14 protein-coding genes are annotated in these 19,060 nt (G+C 71.1%); 6 read left to right on the top strand and 8 right to left on the bottom strand.

Features of this window, described 5'->3' with window-relative positions; genetic code table 11:
• Window positions 1-291: 291 nt before the first annotated feature.
• Both typA and SGA01_RS37525 read right to left on the bottom strand, forming a co-directional pair.
• Entirely contained in the window at window positions 292-2,193 is a 1,902-nt protein-coding gene (gene typA, locus SGA01_RS37530) for a translational GTPase TypA (protein ID WP_055641510.1), read from the bottom strand.
• A 345-nt stretch (window positions 2,194-2,538) separates the two neighbouring features.
• Entirely contained in the window at window positions 2,539-4,953 is a 2,415-nt protein-coding gene (locus tag SGA01_RS37525; RefSeq protein WP_141302642.1) for an ABC transporter family substrate-binding protein, read from the bottom strand.
• A 248-nt stretch (window positions 4,954-5,201) separates the two neighbouring features.
• Here SGA01_RS37525 and SGA01_RS37520 point away from each other — a divergent pair, with 248 nt between their 5' ends.
• The 4 genes from SGA01_RS37520 to SGA01_RS37505 all read left to right on the top strand — a co-directional run bounded on the left by SGA01_RS37520 (window position 5,202) and on the right by SGA01_RS37505 (window position 9,038).
• The gene (locus tag SGA01_RS37520) at window positions 5,202-5,429 is read left to right on the top strand and encodes an Rv0250c family protein (RefSeq protein ID WP_141302640.1); all 228 of its coding nucleotides are present in this window, start codon (window positions 5,202-5,204) and stop codon (window positions 5,427-5,429) included.
• Window positions 5,430-5,521: 92 nt separating this feature from the next.
• Window positions 5,522-6,343: a succinate dehydrogenase subunit SdhC gene (sdhC, locus tag SGA01_RS37515; RefSeq protein WP_141302638.1), complete on the top strand. Its 822-nt coding sequence runs from the start codon at window positions 5,522-5,524 to the stop codon at window positions 6,341-6,343.
• Between the two features lie 32 nt (window positions 6,344-6,375).
• Window positions 6,376-8,271: a fumarate reductase/succinate dehydrogenase flavoprotein subunit gene (locus SGA01_RS37510; protein WP_141302636.1), complete on the top strand. Its 1,896-nt coding sequence runs from the start codon at window positions 6,376-6,378 to the stop codon at window positions 8,269-8,271.
• The gene (locus tag SGA01_RS37505; protein ID WP_141302634.1) at window positions 8,268-9,038 is read left to right on the top strand and encodes a succinate dehydrogenase/fumarate reductase iron-sulfur subunit; all 771 of its coding nucleotides are present in this window, start codon (window positions 8,268-8,270) and stop codon (window positions 9,036-9,038) included. Before SGA01_RS37510 ends, SGA01_RS37505 begins: the two co-directional genes overlap by 4 nt.
• Before the next feature lie 22 nt (window positions 9,039-9,060).
• Here the strand turns inward: SGA01_RS37505 and SGA01_RS37500 are convergent, their stop codons facing one another.
• Entirely contained in the window at window positions 9,061-10,059 is a 999-nt protein-coding gene (locus tag SGA01_RS37500) for a glycoside hydrolase family 18 protein (RefSeq protein WP_141302632.1), read from the bottom strand.
• A 175-nt stretch (window positions 10,060-10,234) separates the two neighbouring features.
• Between SGA01_RS37500 and SGA01_RS37495 the strand changes: the two genes are divergently transcribed.
• Window positions 10,235-12,352 (top strand): TPM domain-containing protein, encoded by a 2,118-nt coding sequence (locus SGA01_RS37495; protein ID WP_141302630.1) that lies wholly within the window; start codon window positions 10,235-10,237, stop codon window positions 12,350-12,352.
• Window positions 12,353-12,426: 74 nt separating this feature from the next.
• Window positions 12,427-13,134, top strand: a complete 708-nt coding sequence (locus tag SGA01_RS37490) for a PspA/IM30 family protein (protein ID WP_141302628.1) — start codon at window positions 12,427-12,429, stop codon at window positions 13,132-13,134.
• A gap of 23 nt (window positions 13,135-13,157) precedes the next feature.
• On the opposite strand, the gene SGA01_RS37485 is transcribed toward SGA01_RS37490, so the two are convergent.
• From SGA01_RS37485 to SGA01_RS37465, 5 genes are all read right to left on the bottom strand, one after another.
• On the bottom strand, window positions 13,158-15,725 hold the full coding sequence (locus SGA01_RS37485) for a SpoIIE family protein phosphatase (protein WP_141302626.1): 2,568 nt from the start codon (window positions 15,723-15,725) through the stop codon (window positions 13,158-13,160).
• A 144-nt stretch (window positions 15,726-15,869) separates the two neighbouring features.
• Window positions 15,870-16,292, bottom strand: coding sequence for an ATP-binding protein (locus SGA01_RS37480; RefSeq protein ID WP_055641520.1), 423 nt, complete (start codon window positions 16,290-16,292; stop codon window positions 15,870-15,872).
• Window positions 16,293-16,435: 143 nt separating this feature from the next.
• Window positions 16,436-16,909: a (deoxy)nucleoside triphosphate pyrophosphohydrolase gene (locus tag SGA01_RS37475; RefSeq protein WP_141302624.1), complete on the bottom strand. Its 474-nt coding sequence runs from the start codon at window positions 16,907-16,909 to the stop codon at window positions 16,436-16,438.
• A gap of 40 nt (window positions 16,910-16,949) precedes the next feature.
• Window positions 16,950-17,129 carry an SPOR domain-containing protein gene (locus SGA01_RS37470; RefSeq protein WP_055641521.1) on the bottom strand — a complete coding sequence of 60 codons (180 nt, stop codon included), beginning with the start codon at window positions 17,127-17,129 and terminating at the stop codon, window positions 16,950-16,952.
• 154 nt (window positions 17,130-17,283) lie between these two features.
• Window positions 17,284-19,059, bottom strand: a complete 1,776-nt coding sequence (locus tag SGA01_RS37465) for a purine-cytosine permease family protein (RefSeq protein ID WP_141302622.1) — start codon at window positions 19,057-19,059, stop codon at window positions 17,284-17,286.
• Window position 19,060: the final 1 nt, after the last annotated feature.

Below are 19,060 nucleotides of genomic sequence, written 5' to 3'. Positions count from 1 at the left end.
AAGTGGTCTCGTTTTGACAACATCACCAAGGCCCCGGATACCGAAATCCGGACAAACTGAGCACAGACAGACACCCCCGAAACGGACCGTTAACACACGTACCGGAGAGCGATGGCCGATATACGGACACTCGGCTTCCGAAATCGAGTTGACTGAACTTGACGAAAAGCCCGGACCCCCACAGGTGTCTGTGGGGGTCCGGGCTCTGGTGCTGACGCTATGTCAGGCGGGAGCGGCGAAGATCACAGGTCGATGATCTACCCCGCCGCTCCTGGCCGTATGCGACCTTACTCAGCCGTTCTTGGCGCGGGAAGACGCACGACCACGCGCGTTCTGGTCCAGGATCACCTTGCGGATACGCACGGCCTCCGGGGTCACCTCGACGCACTCGTCGTCGCGGCAGAACTCCAGGGACTGCTCCAGGGAGAGCTTCCGCGGCGGGACGATCGCCTCGAAGGAGTCGGCCGAGGAGGAGCGCATGTTGGTGAGCTTCTTCTCCTTGGTGATGTTCACGTCCATGTCGTCGGAGCGGGAGTTCTCGCCGACGATCATGCCCTCGTACACCTCGGTGCCGGGGTCGGTGAACAGGACGCCGCGCTCCTGGAGGTTCGTCATCGCGAAGGCGGTGACGGCACCGGCGCGGTCGGCGACCAGCGAACCGTTGTTGCGGGTCGTCAGGGTGCCGAACCACGGCTCGTGACCCTCGTGGATCGAGTGGGCGATGCCCGTACCGCGGGTGTTGGTCAGGAACTCCGTACGGAAGCCGATGAGGCCACGGGACGGAACGACGAACTCCATGCGGACCCAGCCGGAGCCGTGGTTCGACATGTTGTCCATGCGGCCCTTGCGGACACCCATGAGCTGCGTGACGGCGCCCATGTGCTCCTCGGGCACGTCGACCGTGAGGCGCTCGACGGGCTCGTGCGTCTTGCCGTCGACCTCCTTGGTGACGACCTGCGGCTTGCCGATGGTCAGCTCGAAGCCCTCGCGGCGCATCTGCTCGACCAGGATGGCGAGCGCGAGCTCACCACGGCCCTGGACCTCCCAGGCGTCGGGACGCTCGGTGTCGAGGACGCGGAGCGAGACGTTACCGATCAGCTCGCGGTCCAGACGGTCCTTGACCTGGCGGGCGGTGACCTTGCGCTGCTTGACCGCGGACTTGGCGTCCGCGCCCTTGCCCGTGCCACCGCGGCCGACGAGCGGCGAGGTGTTGGTGCCGATGGTCATGGAGATGGCCGGCTGGTCGACCGTGATCAGCGGCAGCGCGATCGGGTTCTCCGGGTCGGCCAGGGTCTCGCCGATCATGATGTCCGGGATACCGGCGACGGCGCAGATGTCACCGGGGCCCGCGACCTCGGCCGGCTTGCGGGTGAGCGCCTCGGTCATCATCAGCTCGGTGATGCGGACGTTGGAGATCGTGCCGTCCCGCTTGATCCACGCGACCGTCTGGCCCTTGCGCAGCTCGCCCTGCTCGACGCGGAGGAGCGCGATACGGCCGAGGAAGTTGTCGGCGTCCAGGTTGGTGACGTGCGCCTGGAGCGGGGCCTCCTCGTCGTACACCGGGGCCGGGACGTGCTCCAGGATGGCGGAGAAGAACGGCTCCAGGTTGTCGCTGTCCGCGGGAACGGTGCCGTTCTCCGGCTTGGTCAGCGAGGCGACGCCGTCACGGCCGCAGGCGTAGACGATCGGGAACTCGATCTGGTCCTCGTCCGCGTCCAGGTCGAGGAAGAGGTCGTAGGTCTCGTTGACGACCTCGTCGATCCGGGAGTCCGGGCGGTCCGTCTTGTTGATGCAGAGGATGACGGGCTTGCGCTGCTGCAGGGCCTTGCGCAGCACGAAGCGGGTCTGCGGGAGCGGACCCTCGGAGGCGTCCACGAGGAGGACGACCGCGTCCACCATCGAGAGACCGCGCTCGACCTCGCCACCGAAGTCGGCGTGGCCCGGGGTGTCGATGATGTTGATCGTGATCGGGGCCCCGCCGTCCTTGGGGTGATACTTCACCGCCGTGTTCTTGGCGAGGATCGTGATGCCCTTCTCACGCTCCAGGTCGTTCGAGTCCATCATGCGGTCGTCGAGCTGCTGGTGGGCGGCGAAGGCACCGGCCTGCTTGAGCATGGCGTCGACGATGGTCGTCTTGCCATGGTCGACGTGGGCGACGATGGCGACGTTACGGATGTCGTGGCGCGTGGGCATGGGTGCTTGCGCTTCTCTCGGATCGTGGGATGCGGCGTCAGTTCCTCGTACGCCCGCCGGGCGGACGCGCCACGGCTATGTCCTATGGTACGGGGCAGCCGCGCAAGGGGCTTCCCCGCCCGGATCCGAGAGGGTCTACTGGGGGGTTTCGGCATGTGCCCGGTCGCGCTGGGGACGCTCCGGGCACGCGGGAGATGCGGTGCTGCTGTGGTGCGACTGCGGTGTGACAGCGGACTGGCCGGGTCAAGCGGCCGACGCGATCCTGCCCGCCGGGATCACCGGCGGGCAAGGATTTTGAGCTGCTTCTGAGGTTGCGGCCAGCGGTTTCGGCGGGCTTTGGAGCTTTCAGCGGTTTCGCTCTGCTCCCTTGGAGGATTCGGCCTTCTTGAAGCCGATGTCCTGGTAGCGGGGAGCGGCGAGGCCCCAGGCCCCCGCGTTCACGATCTCCGCCTTCGCCGCGACCAGCTGCGGACGCTGGTAGAGGGGAATGGAACCGGCCGCCGCCCAGATCCGGGCGTCCGCCTGGCGGACGAGATCGCGGGCCTCCTCCTCGTCGAGGGTGCCGGCCGCCTGGTCGAAGAGCTGGTCGATGCGGTCGGTGCCGACCCGCGAGTAGTTCTGCTCGACCAGGAGCGAGCCGTCCGAGGCGGGCTCCGGCTTGGCGAAGATGGGCCGGGCGTCGGTCGCCGGGAAGGCGGAGGCCGGCCAGGAGTACAGCGCCAGGTCGTAGTCGCCCGCAGCGACGTGGTCCTTGAAGAAGCTGTCGTCCGCGACCTTGGTGACCTGCGTACGGATCCCCACCGCGTCGAGCATCCGGACGATCCGGTCGCCGACGGCGCGCAGCGCCTCCGAGCCGGGCCCGGAGGGCAGGACGAAGCGGAGGCTGAGCGCCTTGCCGTCCTTGCCGAGGACCTGGGCCGCCTCGGGCGCGGTCACGGGGGCCGCGGTGCCGAGCGGGGCGTAGGCCCCGGCGACTCCCCGGTCCGGCTTGGTGACCGAGTGGGCGGCACGGCCGGGGCCGGTGCCGGTGTCGAGCGCCTCGGCCCGGGCGAGGAGCGCCGCGCTCTGGCGGGCGGCGGCGGGGGCCGAGGTGAGGATGTTGGTGCCGTTCTCGGGGCCGGCGGCGCCGATGACGGGGGCGGGGAGGGCTCTGCGGGCGCCCGGCTTGTCGTCGCCCACGATGTAGAGGCCTTCGTCGGACGCGGTGTCCGCCTTCTTCTTGGAGTCGGTGGAGGAGCCGTCGGCCTTCGCGCCGGCCTTCTCCTTGTTCTCCTCCTTGGCCTTCTCCTTGCTTGTCTCCTTGGCCTTCTCCGCCTCGCTGCCGGCCTCGGTGCCGTCGTTCGCGCCGGCCGGCTTCTTCACCGCCCCGCCCGGGACCCAGCCCGCGTCGGCGAGGAGCGCCCGCGCCTCCTTGGTGTCCTGGTCGCCGAGGGCGTCGCTGCTGTCCGCGTACGCCGCCTGCCCGGCGAGGGCCAGGTGGCTGCCGGGGGGCGTCGCCGGGAGGCCGAGGGGCTTGAGTACGGACTCGGCCAGTTCCTGGCGGTCGATGGCGCGGGCCACGGCCCGGCGTACCCGCTCGTCGGCGAGCGCGCCGGACTCGCCGTTCAGCGAGAGCTGGGTGTAGGCGGGCTCCAGGGACTTGCGGACGACGAAGCCGGCGAGGGCGTCCTGCTCGGTCGCGTACCGGGTGACGGCCTTCTGGTTCGTCTGGCGGGCGGCCTGGACCTCCTCCGCCTTCTTCTCGTCGGAGCCGTGGGCGAGGGCCCAGGACTTCAGGGCCTTGGAGGGGGCGATCGCCGAGCCGGGGCCGTGGGCGAGGGCCGCCTGCGCGCCGTTCCTGCCGGCGCGGGCGTCCCGGAGGGCGAGGGTGATCCGCTCGGCCGTGGAGCGATCGATCTCGGCCAGGTCGAGCTTGTCGGCGGCGAGGGCGGCGCCTCGGTCGGCTCGGGGGACGGCCTTGAGGACGAGGCTGTCGAGCTTGGCGGACTGCCCCCACCAGCGGGGGTTGCGGGCCAGGGTGACGTCGCCGCTCTTGTGGTCGATCGACTTCAGCAGGAACGGTCCTGCAGTGGCCTTGAGGGTGGTGCGCGCCCCGTCGTTGAAGGCGTTCGGGGACCCCATGACCTGCTTGGGGTAGAGCGGGGTGAAGAGGGACTGCCAGTCGGCGTAGGGCTTGGCGAAGGTGACCCGTACCTCCAGGTCGTTCTTGCCCCGCTCGATCTTCTCGATCCGCTCGTAGCCGGAGTTGCGGGCGGTCCAGTACGCGGTGTCGCGGCCGCTCAGCGCCCGCCACTGGGCCACGAAGTCGGGGGCCCCGATCTCGCGCCCGTCGCTCCACACCGCCTGCTGGTGGAGCTTGTAGAGGACGACCTGCTTGGGCTCGGTCTCGACGACCTGCGCGGACTCCAGGTAGTCCGGGTTCAGCTGCGGCCGGCCCCGCCCGTCGAGCGTGTAGAGGGAGGGGAGCACGGCCCCGGCGATCCGGGCGGTGGTGCCGTCGGCGTCGGCCTGGAAGCTGTTCAGGGTGGTGGGCAGCGCGTCGACGGCCCAGCGGAGGGTGCCGCCGTCGGCCACCTTGTCGCGCGCCGCGGGGGCGTTGTCCTGCGCGGCGGCCGGGGCCTCTTCGGTCCCGTCGGAGCTGCAGCCGGCGAGCACGGTGACGGCGAGGACCGCACTGGTGAGGGTGGCGACGGAGCGGAGCGTGCGGGAGCGGGGGCTCCTGGAGCATGTCCTCCCGCGAGGGGCGCCGAACTGGGACATGACTTGTACCCCTTCGTCCAGATTTATGCCATTTGGAGATGATCAGACCTATTGCTCATACACTGAAAAGGACGGAGCGGATCCGGCCACGGCGACACGGCGGCACGTCCGGGAAACCCCACTCGTGCGGCCCAACGACCCCGACACCGGCCGCTCCGGACGAGTGGAAACCCGTGCACATGGCTTCCCAAGGGGGATGTGACGCGCGACACTCCTGCGGAAGCCGCTCGCGGAAGTGAGGGCAACCCATGTCCGTTCAGGACGATCTGGCGGCCGTCAAGCGCTGCCTCGAAGAGCTGGTCCGCACCGTCGGACAGCTGGAGCGAACCGTCACGGCCGAGCGGGGCGCGGCCCCGGCACCGGCCGCCGGACGCGCCGAAAACCTGGTGACCATCCCCGACGCCCCGTACGACAGCGGGCTGTGGACGGACACGGACGACGAGGGACTGGGAGCACGCGACCGCCACGCTCCCTAGACCGCCGCGCGCCTTGTGCCACGCGCTCGCGCCACGCACCCCGCGCCACGCGGGCCTGAGGACGTACCGGCAACCGACCGCAGGAGGGCCTGTTGGCCACAGGTACGGAACCGCCCGGGTCCGGGACGGGGGTGCGCTCCCCGGGGCGCGCCGCCATCGCCGCCCGCCATCTACGGACCGACCGGTGGTGGCTCTCGCCGGCCGCCACCGCCGCCGGACTGCTCGCCTTCGTCGCGTACTCGACGTGGCGGGCCTTCGCCGCCGCCGACTACTACGCGGCCCCCTACGTCTCGCCGTTCTACTCGCCCTGCCTGGCGTCGAACTGCGTCCCCATGAAGGGCGGGCCGAACTGGGAGATCTTCGGCAGCTGGTGGGGCCTCTCCCCCGCCCTGCTGATCCTGATCTTCCCGCTCGGCTTCCGGCTGACCTGCTACTACTACCGCAAGGCGTACTACCGGGGCTTCTGGGCGTCTCCCCCGGCCTGCGCGGTCGCCGAGCCCCACCGGACGTACACGGGCGAGACCCGCTTCCCGCTGCTCCTGCAGAACCTCCACCGGTACTTCTTCTACGCGGCGGTGCCGGTCGCCGGCATCCTCACGTACGACACCGTGCTGACCTTCCGCGACGACTCGTACGCCTGGGGGCACGCGGGGCTCGGGACGCTGATCTTCCTCGTGAACATCGCGCTCATCTGGGCGTACACCCTGTCCTGCCACTCCTGCCGGCACATCGTCGGCGGCCGGCTGCGGCACTTCTCGAAGCACCCCGTCCGGTACCGGCTGTGGACCTGGACCGGACGGCTGAACCGGCGGCACATGCAGCTCGCGTGGGCCTCGCTGATCAGCGTCGCCGTGTGCGACCTGTACGTGTACCTGCTCGCGACCGGCACCTTCGACGACCCGAGGTTCTTCTGACGTGAGTTCTTCCGACGTGAGGTTCTTCTGAGATGGCAGTGGTGGAACGACAGCAGTGGGACGTGGTGGTGGTCGGTGCCGGCGGGGCCGGGCTGCGGGCCGCCATCGAGGCGCGCCGGGCGGGCGCGCGTACCGCCGTGATCTGCAAATCCCTCTTCGGCAAGGCCCACACCGTCATGGCCGAGGGCGGGATCGCCGCCTCCATGGCCAACGCCAACGAGCACGACGACTGGAAGACGCACTTCCGCGACACCATGCGCGGCGGGAAGTTCCTCAACCAGTGGCGGATGGCCGAGCTGCACGCCCAGGAGGCCCCGGACCGGGTCTGGGAGCTGGAGACCTGGGGCGCGCTCTTCGACCGGACCCCGGACGGCCGGATCTCGCAGCGCAACTTCGGCGGGCACGAGTACCCCCGGCTCGCGCACGTCGGCGACCGGACCGGGCTCGAACTCATCCGGACCCTCCAGCAGCGGATCGTCGGCCTCCAGCAGGAGGACCACCGCGAGACCGGCGACCACGAGGCCCGGCTGAAGGTCCTCCAGGAGTTCACCGTCACCCGGATCCTCAAGGGCGCGGACGGCCAGGTCGCCGGGGTCTTCTGTTACGAGCGCGAGAGCGGCCGCTTCCTCGTCCTGGAGGCGCCCTCGGTCGTCCTCGCGACCGGCGGCATCGGCAAGTCCTTCAAGGTCACCTCGAACTCCTGGGAGTACACGGGCGACGGCCACGCGCTGGCCCTGCTCGCGGGCGCGCCGCTGGTGAACATGGAGTTCGTGCAGTTCCATCCGACCGGCATGGTCTGGCCGCCCTCGGTGAAGGGGATCCTCGTCACCGAGTCCGTACGCGGCGACGGCGGGGTGCTGCGGAACTCCGAGGGCCGACGGTTCATGTTCGACTACGTCCCCGACGTCTTCAAGGAGAAGTACGCGCAGACGGAGGAGGAGGGCGACCGCTGGTACGAGGACCCGGACAACAACCGGCGCCCGCCCGAGCTGCTGCCCCGCGACGAGGTGGCGCGGGCCATCAACTCCGAGGTGAAGGAGGGCCGGGGCTCCCCGCACGGCGGGGTGTTCCTCGACGTGTCGACGCGGATGCCGGCGGAGGTGATCCGGCGGCGGCTCCCCTCGATGTACCACCAGTTCAAGGAGCTGGCCGACGTCGACATCACGGCGGAGGCCATGGAGGTCGGACCGACCTGCCACTACGTGATGGGCGGCGTGGCCGTCGACTCCGAGACGGCGGCCACCGTCGGTGTGCCGGGGCTCTTCGCGGCCGGCGAGGTGGCGGGCGGCATGCACGGCTCCAACCGGCTCGGCGGCAACTCGCTCTCCGACCTCCTCGTCTTCGGGCGGCGGGCAGGGCTCTACGCCGCGCAGTACGCGATGTCCGGGGCCGGCTCCACGGTCGTGGCGGACGACGTCGAGGCCGCGGCGGCGGAGGCGCTGGCACCCTTCGGCGGACCGTCGGGCGGAGCGCCGGAGAACCCGTACACGCTCCACCAGGAACTCCAGCAGACGATGAACGACCTCGTCGGGATCATCCGGCGGGAGGGCGAGATGGCCGAGGCCCTGGAGCGGATCGCCGCCCTGCGGGAGCGGGCCCGCCGGATCGCCGTCGAGGGACACCGGCAGTTCAACCCGGGCTGGCACCTCGCCCTCGACCTGCGGAACATGCTCCTCGTCGGGGAGTGCGTGGCCCGGGCCGCCCTGGAGCGCACCGAGTCCCGGGGCGGGCACACCCGGGAGGACCACCCCGCGATGGTGCGGGAGTGGCGCCCGGTGAACCTGCTGTGCCACGCCGAGGGCGAGGGCATCGGGCTCGAACGCGTCCGTACCGAGCCGATCCGGGCGGACCTGCTCGCCCTCTTCGAGCAGGAGGAGCTGGCCAAGTACCTCGCGGACGCGGAGCTTGAAGGGGAGCTGGGCCGATGAGTACGTACGATGCGCGGTTCCGGGTGTGGCGGGGCGACACCGACGGCGGCGAACTGACCGACTACACGGTCGAGGTGCACGACGGGGAGGTCGTCCTCGACGTCGTCCACCGCCTCCAGGCCACCCAGGCGCCGGACCTCGCCGTGCGCTGGAACTGCAAGGCGGGCAAGTGCGGTTCGTGCTCGGCCGAGATCAACGGCCGGCCCCGGCTGCTCTGCATGACCCGGATGTCGGTCTTCTCGCGGGACGAGGTGATCACCGTGACCCCGATGCGGGCCTTCCCGATCGTCCGCGACCTGGTCACGGACGTCTCCTTCAACTACGCGAAGGCCCGGGAGATCCCGGCCTTCGTGCCGCCGCCCGGGGTCGGGCCGGGCGAGTACCGGATGCGGCAGGAGGACGTGGACCGCTCGCAGGAGTTCAGGAAGTGCATCGAGTGCTTCCTGTGCCAGGACACCTGCCATGTGGTGCGCGACCACGAGGAGAACAAGGAGTCTTTCGCCGGACCCCGCTTCCTCATGCGGGTCGCGGAGCTCGACATGCACCCGCTGGACGCGGCGGAGGAAGCGGGGATCGACCGGCGGCGGAGCGCGCAGGAGGAGCACGGGCTCGGCTACTGCAACATCACCAAGTGCTGTACGGAGGTGTGCCCGGAGTCCATCCGGATCACCGACAACGCGCTGATCCCGCTGAAGGAGCGGGTCGTGGACCGGAAGTACGACCCGCTGGTGTGGCTCGGCAACACGATCAGGCGGCGGAAGGGGTAGGGGCCCCGATCCGGGGGACAGGTCAGTGCCAGCCCTCGCGGTAGGCCGTCCAGTCCCCCTCCTCCGCGGCGAAGTCGACGTACAGCGCGACACCGAACCGCTGGCGGTCGGGGTCCGTGCGCCCGAGGCCGAGCCGCGTGCCGCGGATGGCGGCGGAGACGGTCTCCGCGTTCTCGTGGTGGCCGAGGTCGTCCTCGTGGAAGAAGGGGAGTCCCATCAGCAGGTCGGTGGATTCGGGCGTCACTTCGAGGGCGAGGCTCGTCTGCTGGGCGACGTAACCGCCGTACAGGCCCTCCAGCGGCATCCAGGTGTCGTACGACATGACGGCGATCTGGTCGACGCGCCGGGCGACCTGCCCGAAGAACTCCTGCGACCACCACTTCTCGCTGCCGCTGAGCGCGCCGTTCACCGAGTGCGCGGCGGGCACCGGATCGATCTGGTGGGCGGCGACCGAGAGCGGTACCTTCCGGGACCGGGTCAGCTCCCCCAGGTCGTCGAGGAGCGACAGGTAGTTCACGTCGTCGGAGAGCAGCGGCTCCAGGTCGAAGTGGACCCCGTCGAAGCCGGCGTCCAGGATCTGCCGGGCCGAGGTGACCACGGCCGCCCGGGACTCGGCCTTGTCCAGGCGCAGTCCGTCGGGCCCTTCGGTGGCGAGGACGTCGCCCAGCCACGCCTGCACGCGTATCCCGGGCATCGTGCGGTGCACCGCGTCGATCAGCCACTTCGCCCGGGGGTACTTGGCCGCCGGGAGGGTGCCGTCGTGCCGCAGCGGTCCGGCGTGGACGTACAGGTCGCGGATCCCGGTGCCCTTGATCCGGGTCGCGAAGGCCGCGAGGTCGGCGTCCTTCTTCCGCCCGTCGACCCAGGCGTGGCCGAGCCAGACGGCGTCCTTGCCCCGGGTCCGCGCGTCCTCCCTGACGTCGCCCGTGAAGTTGAGGCGCAGCGCGATCGCTCCGGTGAGCAGGGGGACGACGAGCAGCAGGACCAGCCCTAGGACGAACCAGCGCCCCCGCCTCCACATGCCCTTCAACCGTCCGTTCACACGAGCCCCCCAAGAGCCGTCATGTCACTGATGCCGCTGTCGCCACCGTAGAGGCGGCCACAGACAGTGACGCCGGACGGCTTCGAACGGTTTCCGAATACGGATGGCACCGGTCCGGTCGCGGAGCCGCACACCCGGACATAGCCTCCCTTTTGTGACGCGAATAGCCACCCGAACCCTTCTCGCGGTACTGGTGGCGGCGTGGTGGCTCATCGTGCCCGCCGTTCACGGTGCCCACGCCGACGACCCCGTCGTCCTGTCCCGCGAGGGTCAGATCACCGACCGTGTGGGGGCCCTCGGCGACCGCCGCGCCTCCGTGGTCCAGGCCCTCGACCGCCTCTACGACGACCGGCGCGTGCAGCTCTTCGTCGTGTACGTACGGGACTTCTCCGGGAGCTCGGCGCAGAGCTGGGCCGACGCCACCGCGGAACGCAACGGGCTCGGCGTCGAGGACCTGCTGCTCGCCGTCGCCACCCACGACCGGCAGTACGGCTACTCCGCCGACCCGGCATCACGCTTCACCCAGGAGCAGCTGGACGACGTGGCCAGGACCGCGATCGAACCGGCCCTGCGGCAGAACGACTGGGCGGGCGCGGCCATCGGCGCGGCCGACGGCTACGACGCCGTCCTCGCCGGCCGACCCGTCCCCGCTCCGGACATCACCCCCGGACCCGCGGACCCCGGCGCCCCGGCCGACGACGGCACCTCCGCGAGCGACCTGGTCCTGCCGGTGGTGCTGGTCGGCGGCGCGGGGGCCGTGGCGGCCTACGCGTACACCAAGAGGCGCAAGCGGGCCGAGACCCGGACGACCCCGCAGGGCGGCCAGGGCTGGGGGCGGCCGAAGGAGCCCCCGCCGCCGTCCCTGGAGGAGCTCGACGGGCAGGCGCGGCTGACGCTGGTCGCCACCGACGACGCGGTCCGCACCAGCCAGGAGGAGCTCGGCTTCGCGACCGCCCAGTTCGGCGAGGAGGCGGTACGGCCCTTCACCGAGGCGGTCGCCTTCGCCAAGGAGCAGCTGACGGCTTCGTTCCGGCTGCGGCAGAAGCTCGACGACTCCTTTCCCGAGGACGAGCAGACCCGCCGGAGCATGCTCGACGAGATCCTCCGGCGCTGCGGCGAGGCGGACGCCCGGCTCGACGCCGAGAGCGAGGCCTTCGACCGTCTCCGGGCCCTGGAGCGGACGGCTCCCGAGGCGCTGGACACGGTCGAGGCCGCCTTCCGGGAGCGGACCGGGCGCATGGGCCTGGCCGAGGCGGCGCTGACGGCGATGCGCGAGCGGTACGCGGACTCGGCGGCGGCGCCGGTGGCGGGCGACATCGAACAGGCGAAGGACCGGCTCGTGTTCGCGACGACCCACATCAACCAGGCGCGCCAGCAGATCGACGCCGGGGACAACGGCGGGGCCGCGGTGCACATCCGGGCGGCCGAGGGCGCGGTGGACCAGGCCGCCCGGCTCGTCGAGGCCGTGGACCGGCGGGCGCAGGAGCTGGCCGAGGCGGTGGGCAAGCTGCCGGGCGCGCTGTCCGAGACGGACGCGGATCTCGCGGACGCCCGCGGCCTGTTGAAGGGCACCGCCGAGGGGGTCTCCACCGCCGACCTCCAGGGTCGGATCGCCCGGGCCGAGTCGGTGGTCGCCGAGGTCCGGCGCGGGGTGGAGGCCGGGCGGTACGACCCGATCGACGCGCTGCGCCGGGTCGAGGAGGCCGACGCGGCGCTCGACGAGTCCTTGGAGGGCGCACGGGAGCGCGAGTCGGGCACGCGGCGCGCCCGCGCGCTCCTCGATCAGGCGATGCTGACGGCCCGCTCGGCGATCGGAGCGGCGGCGGACTACATCACGACTCATCGGGGCGCCGTGGGCTCCGAGGCCCGTACGCGCCTGGCCGAGGCCCAGCGCCGCTGGGAGAAGGCGCGTGTCCTCGCCGGCGCAGAGGATCCGCAGGCCGCCCTCGCGGAGGCCCAGCAGGCGGACGCGCTGGCCCGGCGTGCGCAGGACCTCGCCGAGCAGGACGTCCGGACGTATGGGAACCCGAACGGCCTGGGCGGTGTAACAGGGGTGGGAGGAAGTGGTGGCGGCGGGCTCGGCGGGGCCGTGCTCGGCGGCATCATCCTCGGCGGACTGTTCGGCGGGGGAAGGGGAGGCGGACATGGGGGGTTCGGTGGAGGTTCCGGTGGGGGTGGCGGGGGTTTCGGGGGCGGAGGCTTCGGCGGCGGGCCCGGCAGCTTCGGCGGCAGCGGCACGCGCGGCCGGCTGGGCGGCGGGGGCCGGTTCTGAGGACCGCGCGTTCCGCGTCCCGTTTTCTGTCCCTCCCGCTGTCCCTCTCGCTGTCCCTCTCAAGGAGAAGAGCCATGAGCAAGCAGACGATTCTCGGCCGGGTCACCCAGTTGGCGAAGGCCAACATCAACGCGCTGCTGGACCAGGCGGAGGATCCGCAGAAAATGCTGGACCAGCTGATCCGCGACTATTCGAGCAACATCTCGGAGGCCGAGGAGGCGGTGGCCGCGACGATCGGCAACCTCCGTCTGATGGAGCAGGACCACCAGGAGGACGTGGAGGCGGCGAAGGAGTGGGGCGGCAAGGCGCTGGCCGCCAGCCGCAAGGCGGACGAGCTGCGGGCCGGCGGACAGGCCGCGGAGGCGGACCGGTTCGACAATCTGGCGAAGGTGGCGCTCGGCCGGCAGCTCCAGTCGGAGAAGGAGGCGCGGACCGCGGAGCCGACGATCGCCGCGCAGACCGAGGTGGTGGACAAGCTCAGGGCGGGCCTCGACCAGATGAAGGCGAAGCTGGGCGAGCTCCGGGCGAAGCGCGACGAGCTGGTCGCGCGGGACAAGTCCGCGCAGGCGCAGAACCGCATGATGGACGCGGTGAAGAGCATCGACGTCCTCGACCCGACCAGCGAGCTGAGCCGCTTCGAGGACAAGGTGCGCCGGGAGGAGGCGAAGGCGATGGGCAAGCAGGAGCTCGCCGCCTCCTCGCTGGACGCCCAGTTCGAGCAGTTGGACGCGCTCGGCGACACCGCGGAGATCGAGGCCCGGCTGGCCGCGCTCAAGACCTGATCGGGCGTCTCCTGGCGCGCTGCTCAGAACATGCTGAGGAGCTGTTCCACCGTGGGTTCCGCCGCTCCGTCGCCGTCGGGCAGGGCCAGTTCGAACCAGACGGTCTTCCCGCGCGGGGTACGGCGGGATCCCCAGGAGGAGCTGAGCAGCCCGACGAGCTGGAGGCCGCGGCCGCCCTCGTCGGTGTCCCTGGCCCGTCGGCGCCTGGGCTGGACCAGGCCCGCGTCCCAGACCTCGCAGACGAGGGTGCGGTCGCGCAGCAGGCGCAGCCGGATCTCTCCCTCGCCGTAGCGGAGCGCGTTGGTGACGAGTTCGCTGACGAGGAGTTCGACGGTGTCGACGAGCGGTTCGAGGTCCCAGGCCTTCAGCTGGGTGCGGGCCAGTTCGCGGGCCCGGCCGACCGAGCGGGGTTCCCTGGGCAGCGACCAGTCGCCGACGGCCTCGCTGGGCAGGCCCTGGATCCTGGCCATGAGGAGGGCGATGTCGTCCTCGCCGTGCCCGGTGTCGAGGCTGGTCAGGACCCGGTCGCAGACGTCCTCGAGCGGGCGGGCCGGGTCGGTGAGGGCGCGTCGGAAGGCGCTGAGCCCCTCGTCCAGGGGATGGTCGCGGGACTCGACGAGCCCGTCGGTGTAGAGGGCGAGGAGGGCGCCCTCGGGCAGTTCGACCTCGACCTCCTCGAAGGGCTCACCGCCGACGCCGAGCGGCATCCCGGGGGGTACGTCGAGCAGGAAGGCCTCCTCGCCGGGTTCGACGAGCACGGGCGGGAGGTGGCCCGCATTGGCGAACGTGCAGCGTCGGGTGACCGGGTCGTACACCGCGTAGACGCAGGTGGCGAGGTAGACCTCGGAGAGTTCGGGGCCTCGGGACTTTTGCGTGCGGGACTGCTGGGTGCCGATGGGGGCACCGAGGCCGCGGGCGATCTCGTCGAGGTGGGAGAGGACCTCGGCGGGCTCCAGGTCGAGCTGCGCAAGGGTGCGGACGGCGGTGCGGAGTTCGCCCATGGCGACGGCGGCGCGCAGGCCGCGGCCCATGACGTCCCCGATGACGAGGGCGGTGCGGTGGCCGGGCAGTTCGATGACGTCGAACCAGTCGCCGCCGACTTCGGTGGCGGTGGTGCCGGGGAGGTAGCGGCAGGCGATGTCGAGTCCCGCGGCCTCGGGGTCGCCGGGCGGGAGCAGGCTGCGCTGGAGGATGAGGGCCCGCTCGTGTTCGCGGCGGTAGAGGCGGGCGTTGTCGATGCAGACGGCGGCGCGGGCCGCGAGTTCGACGGCGAGGGCCCGGTCGCGCTCCCCGAAGGGCTCGCTGCCCTTCGCCCGGGAGAACTGGACGAGGCCGACGACGGTGTCGTGGGCGACCATCGGGACCACCAGGGTGGACTGGGCGAGTTCGCCTTCGGCGCCCGGCACCGTCCGGATCCGTCCGGTCCGCAGTGCCCCGGCGCACGGCGAGTTGAAGGGGTAGCGGTGGACGGCCCCGACCTCGATGGGTACGGGTCCGCAACAGCCGCTGCCCGCCCCGTGTCCCTCGTCGGTTCTGAGGGGGGTGTCGGCGACGGCACTGGCGAAGGCGACCCTGCGCAGTTCGGCGCTGCCCGCCCCGTAGCCGACGTCGTGGGAGCTGCCCCACCGGCCCGGTGGGGCCTCGTCACCGGTCAGCAGGCCCTGGTACAGGTCGACGGAGGCGAGGTCGCAGAAGCCGGGGACGGCGACGTCGAGGAGTTCGCGGGCGGTGGCCTCCAGGTCGAGGGAGTTGCCTATGCGGGCACCGGCCTCGTTGAGGAGGGCGAGGTTGCGGCGGGCGCTGGCGGCCTCGCGGGCGGCGTTGTGGCGGCGGGTGACGTCGATGCCGAGGCCGGCGACGCCGATCGGCCGGCCGGAACCGCTGTGCACGCGGTAGAGGTTGATGGACCAGTGCCGGCGGTCCCGGGCGCCGGGGGCGGCGCCGACGATCTGGAGGTCGGTGACGGACTCCCCGGTCTCCAGGACCCGGCGGAGGGCGCTGGTCATCCGGTCGGCCTCGGCGCGGGCGAGGTAGTCGTGGACGGTCCGGCCGCGGTGGTCGTCGGCCGAGCCGCCGAAGACGGTGGCGAAGCGCTGGTTGGCCCGCTTCACGGTGAGGTCGGTGCCGAAGAGGAGAAAGCCGAAGGGGGATTGGCCGAAAATCGCCTGGGAGGCGGCGAGGTCGGTCTCGATGCGGCGGAGGGCGCGTACGTCGACGACGATGCACAGCGCGGCCCGCTCACCGGACTCGGTCTCGCTCGGCATGACGTACATCTCGGCGATGCCGTGGGGCTGTTCCTCGCCGGGCATCCGGAAGGGGACGAGGCCCGTCCATTCCTTGCCGTCGAGGATCTCCTTGACCCGCCGGTGCCCGCGCTCGCGCAGGTCGGCGGGCATGAAGGCCTCGACCGGGTCCTTGCCCCTGGCTTCCTCGGCGGTGACGCCGAAGAGGTCCACGGCTCGCCTGCTCCACTGCTCGACGAGGCCGTCGGGCCCGATCGAGAAGGACGCGACCCGGATGTAGTCATAGATGGAGCCGGGCGGGCTGCTCTGCCACACGAAGCCGCTCGCCGTCTCGGATATCTCGCTCACGCGACCGTCCCCTCCAGCTCACCGCACCGGACCGGCCATGCCCGCAGTATTCAATACGGCAGGCCCCGACGGCACGACGTTCACGATCACAGGGTGGTCTCGTTCGCTTCGGGCCGAGTCCCGGTGATCGTTGTCCCACCCTGTTTACTCACCAGGCAGAGCCAGCTCGAACCATACGGTTTTGCCCGTCCTTCCTTTACGGGTCCCCCAGCGCCGTGCGGAACAGGCCACCAGACCGAGCCCGCGGCCCCCCTCGTCCTCCGGTCCGGCCGGCTTCTCCGTCGGAGGATCCGGAAGTGGATCCGAGACCTCCACGAGCAGCGCGGGGTGCGGTGCGGGTTCGGCGCCGTCCAGACGAGGGCGCACCAGACGGACGCCGATCGGCCCGGAGGCGTACCGCAGGGAGTTGGTCACCAGCTCGCTGACCAGCAGGACGGTCACATCGCCGAGGGCCGCGTCGAGCTCCCAGGCCCGCAGGGTCTCGCGCACCGCGTGGCGGGCGGTGCGCACGGCATTGGCCTCTGCCGGGAAGGTCCACTCGGCACAGTCGCCGTCGGTGTCGATCACACCCGATCACTTCCCCAGCCGTGTGTCAGCAGGAAGGCCCACGTCCCCTTCCAGGGGATCAATCAGGACATACCCGCTATTTGGTGCGGGATATCGTGTCAGGCGCAGCCATGGGCGCATGGTGGCACGAACGGCGTAGAGACTCAGTCGCGCGCTCCGTCGACGGGAGCCGCCGGGAGCCGTAGCGCGGCCTCGGCGACGGCCGGGCGGTCCTGGTCGAGCCAGTCGACCGAGTCCAGCTCGTGCCGGGCGAGCCAGCGCAGTTCGTCGTGGTCCTCCAGCGGGCGGGGCACACCGGAGAGCAGGCGGGCGGTCCACACCCGCAGGACGTATCCGGGCTTCAGCGGCCACTCGCCGGGGATGCGCTCACCCGGTTCGGTCTCGACACCGAGCTCCTCGCGGAGCTCCCTGACCAGGGCCTCTTCGGGGCTCTCGCCCGGTTCGAGCTTGCCGCCGGGGAGTTCCCAGCGGCCGGCGAGCTCCGCGGGGGCGCTGCGGCGCGCGGCGAGCAGGCGCCCCTGGTCGTACACGGCCCCCGCGACGACGACCACGACACCGGGGTCGGTGTCACGGTGGTGCCCGCGGGGCGCGGTGGGGTCGGTGGTGCGTTCCGTCATGGCCGCGAGCGTAGCCCGGGCCGGGCGGCACCCGCCGGGCTCAGAGCGCCGGGGTGCCGATCCGCTCGACCCAGTAGAGCTGCTTGTGACCGCGGTCGTCGAGGCTGTCCGCGATCTTCTGGGCCTCGTCCTTGGTCGCGTACCGCCCCACGCGGTAGCGGTTGCCGTTGTCGTCCTGCCGTATGACGAGCCAGGCAAGAACAGCGCCGCTGTCGCTCATCAGGCTTCTCCCTCCGCCGGTCCGGCCGTCTCCAACGATCTCCGGGAAACCGCAATCCGCATATGCCGGAGCTTACGCCTGACCTTCACACAGCGGATATGTGTTTTCACAAAGAGATACGGATCGGCCGGTAACCGACGGGGGGCGGCCGAAGCTACGCCCCGGCCGAGGCCTTGGGGACGGTCGGCACCGGCATCAGGACGGGGGCGCCTGCGCCCTGGGGGGCCTTGCGGCAGACGTCGCCGCACTCGGCGTCGAGCGAGCAGCAGAGGGAGCAGACGGGGCCGGACCGCACCGGGCAGTCGGCGATGTCCGGCAGTTCGTACGCCGTCTCGCACTCGGCGCAGGTGTGGGTCGCGCGCTCGTCGGTCACCACCGCGCCCGGTCCGTCCAGCACGCCGGGCCCGTTCACCGGGTTCGGGCGGGCCAGGTAGTAGCGGCCCTTGGTCGCCCAGGCGATCAGCGGGCAGAGGACGAGGGCGAGACCGGCCGCGATGAACGTGGAGAACGCCTCCGCATACGTACCGAAGAGACCGAAGAAGGCGAGGATCGAGACGACCGAGGCGATGACCATGGCGCCGAAGCCGGCCGGGTTCACGGCGTACAGATAGGCGCGCTTGAACTCGATGTACGGAGGACTCCAGCCGGCCCGCTTGTTGATGACGAGGTCGGCGGCGACGGCGACGATCCAGGCGATGCCGACGTTGGAGTAGAACCCGAGCAGCTTGTTGAGGGCCGCGAACATGTTCATCTCCATCAGCGTCAGCGCGATGGCGAGGTTGAGGAAGATGTACCAGACGCGGCCGGGGTGGCGGTGGGTGACGCGGGAGAAGAAGTTCGACCAGGACAGCGATCCGCTGTAGGCGTTGGTGACGTTGATCTTGATCTGGGAGACGATCACGAAGAGCGCGGCCGCGGGCAGGGCGAAGGAGCCGAGCCAGGGCTTGAGCGCCTCGATCTGCGGGGCGATCGGCTCCAGGGCGTGGGTCTTGCCGACGGCCTCCAGGGCGACGAAGGCGAGGAAGGCGCCGCCCAGCTGCTTGGCCGCGCCGATGATGACCCAGCCGGGTCCGGCGGCGAGCACGGCGAGGTTCCACCGGCGCTTGTTGGCCTCCGTCTTCGCGGGCATGAAGCGCAGATAGTCGGCCTGCTCGCCGATCTGTGCGATCAGGGAGAGCGCGACGCCCGTGCCGAGGCCGAAGCCGATCCACGAGAAGCCCGCGCCGGCCCCCTCCGTACCGCCGAAAGAGCCGAAGGCGCCCCAGGCGTCGGGGGCCTCGAAGGCCAGGACGGCGAAGGGCAGCACCATGCCGATGATCCAGACCGGCTGGGTCCAGGCCTGCACCTTGGCCAGCGCGCCCATTCCGCGGAAGACGATCGGAATGACGATCAGCGTCGTGACCAGGTAGCCGATCTCCACCGGCAGGCCGACGGCCTGGTGCATGGCCTGGGCCATGATCGAGCCTTCGAGCGCGAAGAAGATGAAGGTGAAAGAGGCGTAGATCAGCGAGGTCAGCGTGGAGCCGAAGTAGCCGAAGCCGGCGCCCCGGGTGATGAGGTCCATGTCCAGGCCGTACTTCGCGCAGGCGCGGGCGATGGGGATGCCGGTGAGGAAGATGATCGCGGCGGCGGTGAGGATCGAGGCGAGGCCGCTGCCGAAGCCGTAGGTGAAGACGATCGAGGCGCCGATCGCGAAGTCGGCGAGGTAGGCGATGCCGCCGAGGGCCGTGCCGGCCACGGTGGCGGGCGACCAGCGCCGGAAGGAATGCGGCGCGTAGCGCAGGGAGTAGTCCTCGCGGCTCTCGTCCGCGGCCAGTTTGGCGTAGCTGCGGCGGGGCCCGGACCGCGGCGCGAGATCCCCCCGTGCCTCAAGGGTCCGGGAGGTACCCCCACCCGGCTCCGGGGTGGGGGTGGTGACTGTTTCCGTCATG

Origin of the sequence: Streptomyces gardneri, assembly GCF_006539185.1 — a bacterium.
Taxonomy (GTDB): domain Bacteria; phylum Actinomycetota; class Actinomycetes; order Streptomycetales; family Streptomycetaceae; genus Streptomyces; species Streptomyces gardneri.
The sequence above is the reverse complement of the archived record's forward strand: the minus strand, read 5'-3'. Positions and strand labels throughout refer to the sequence as shown.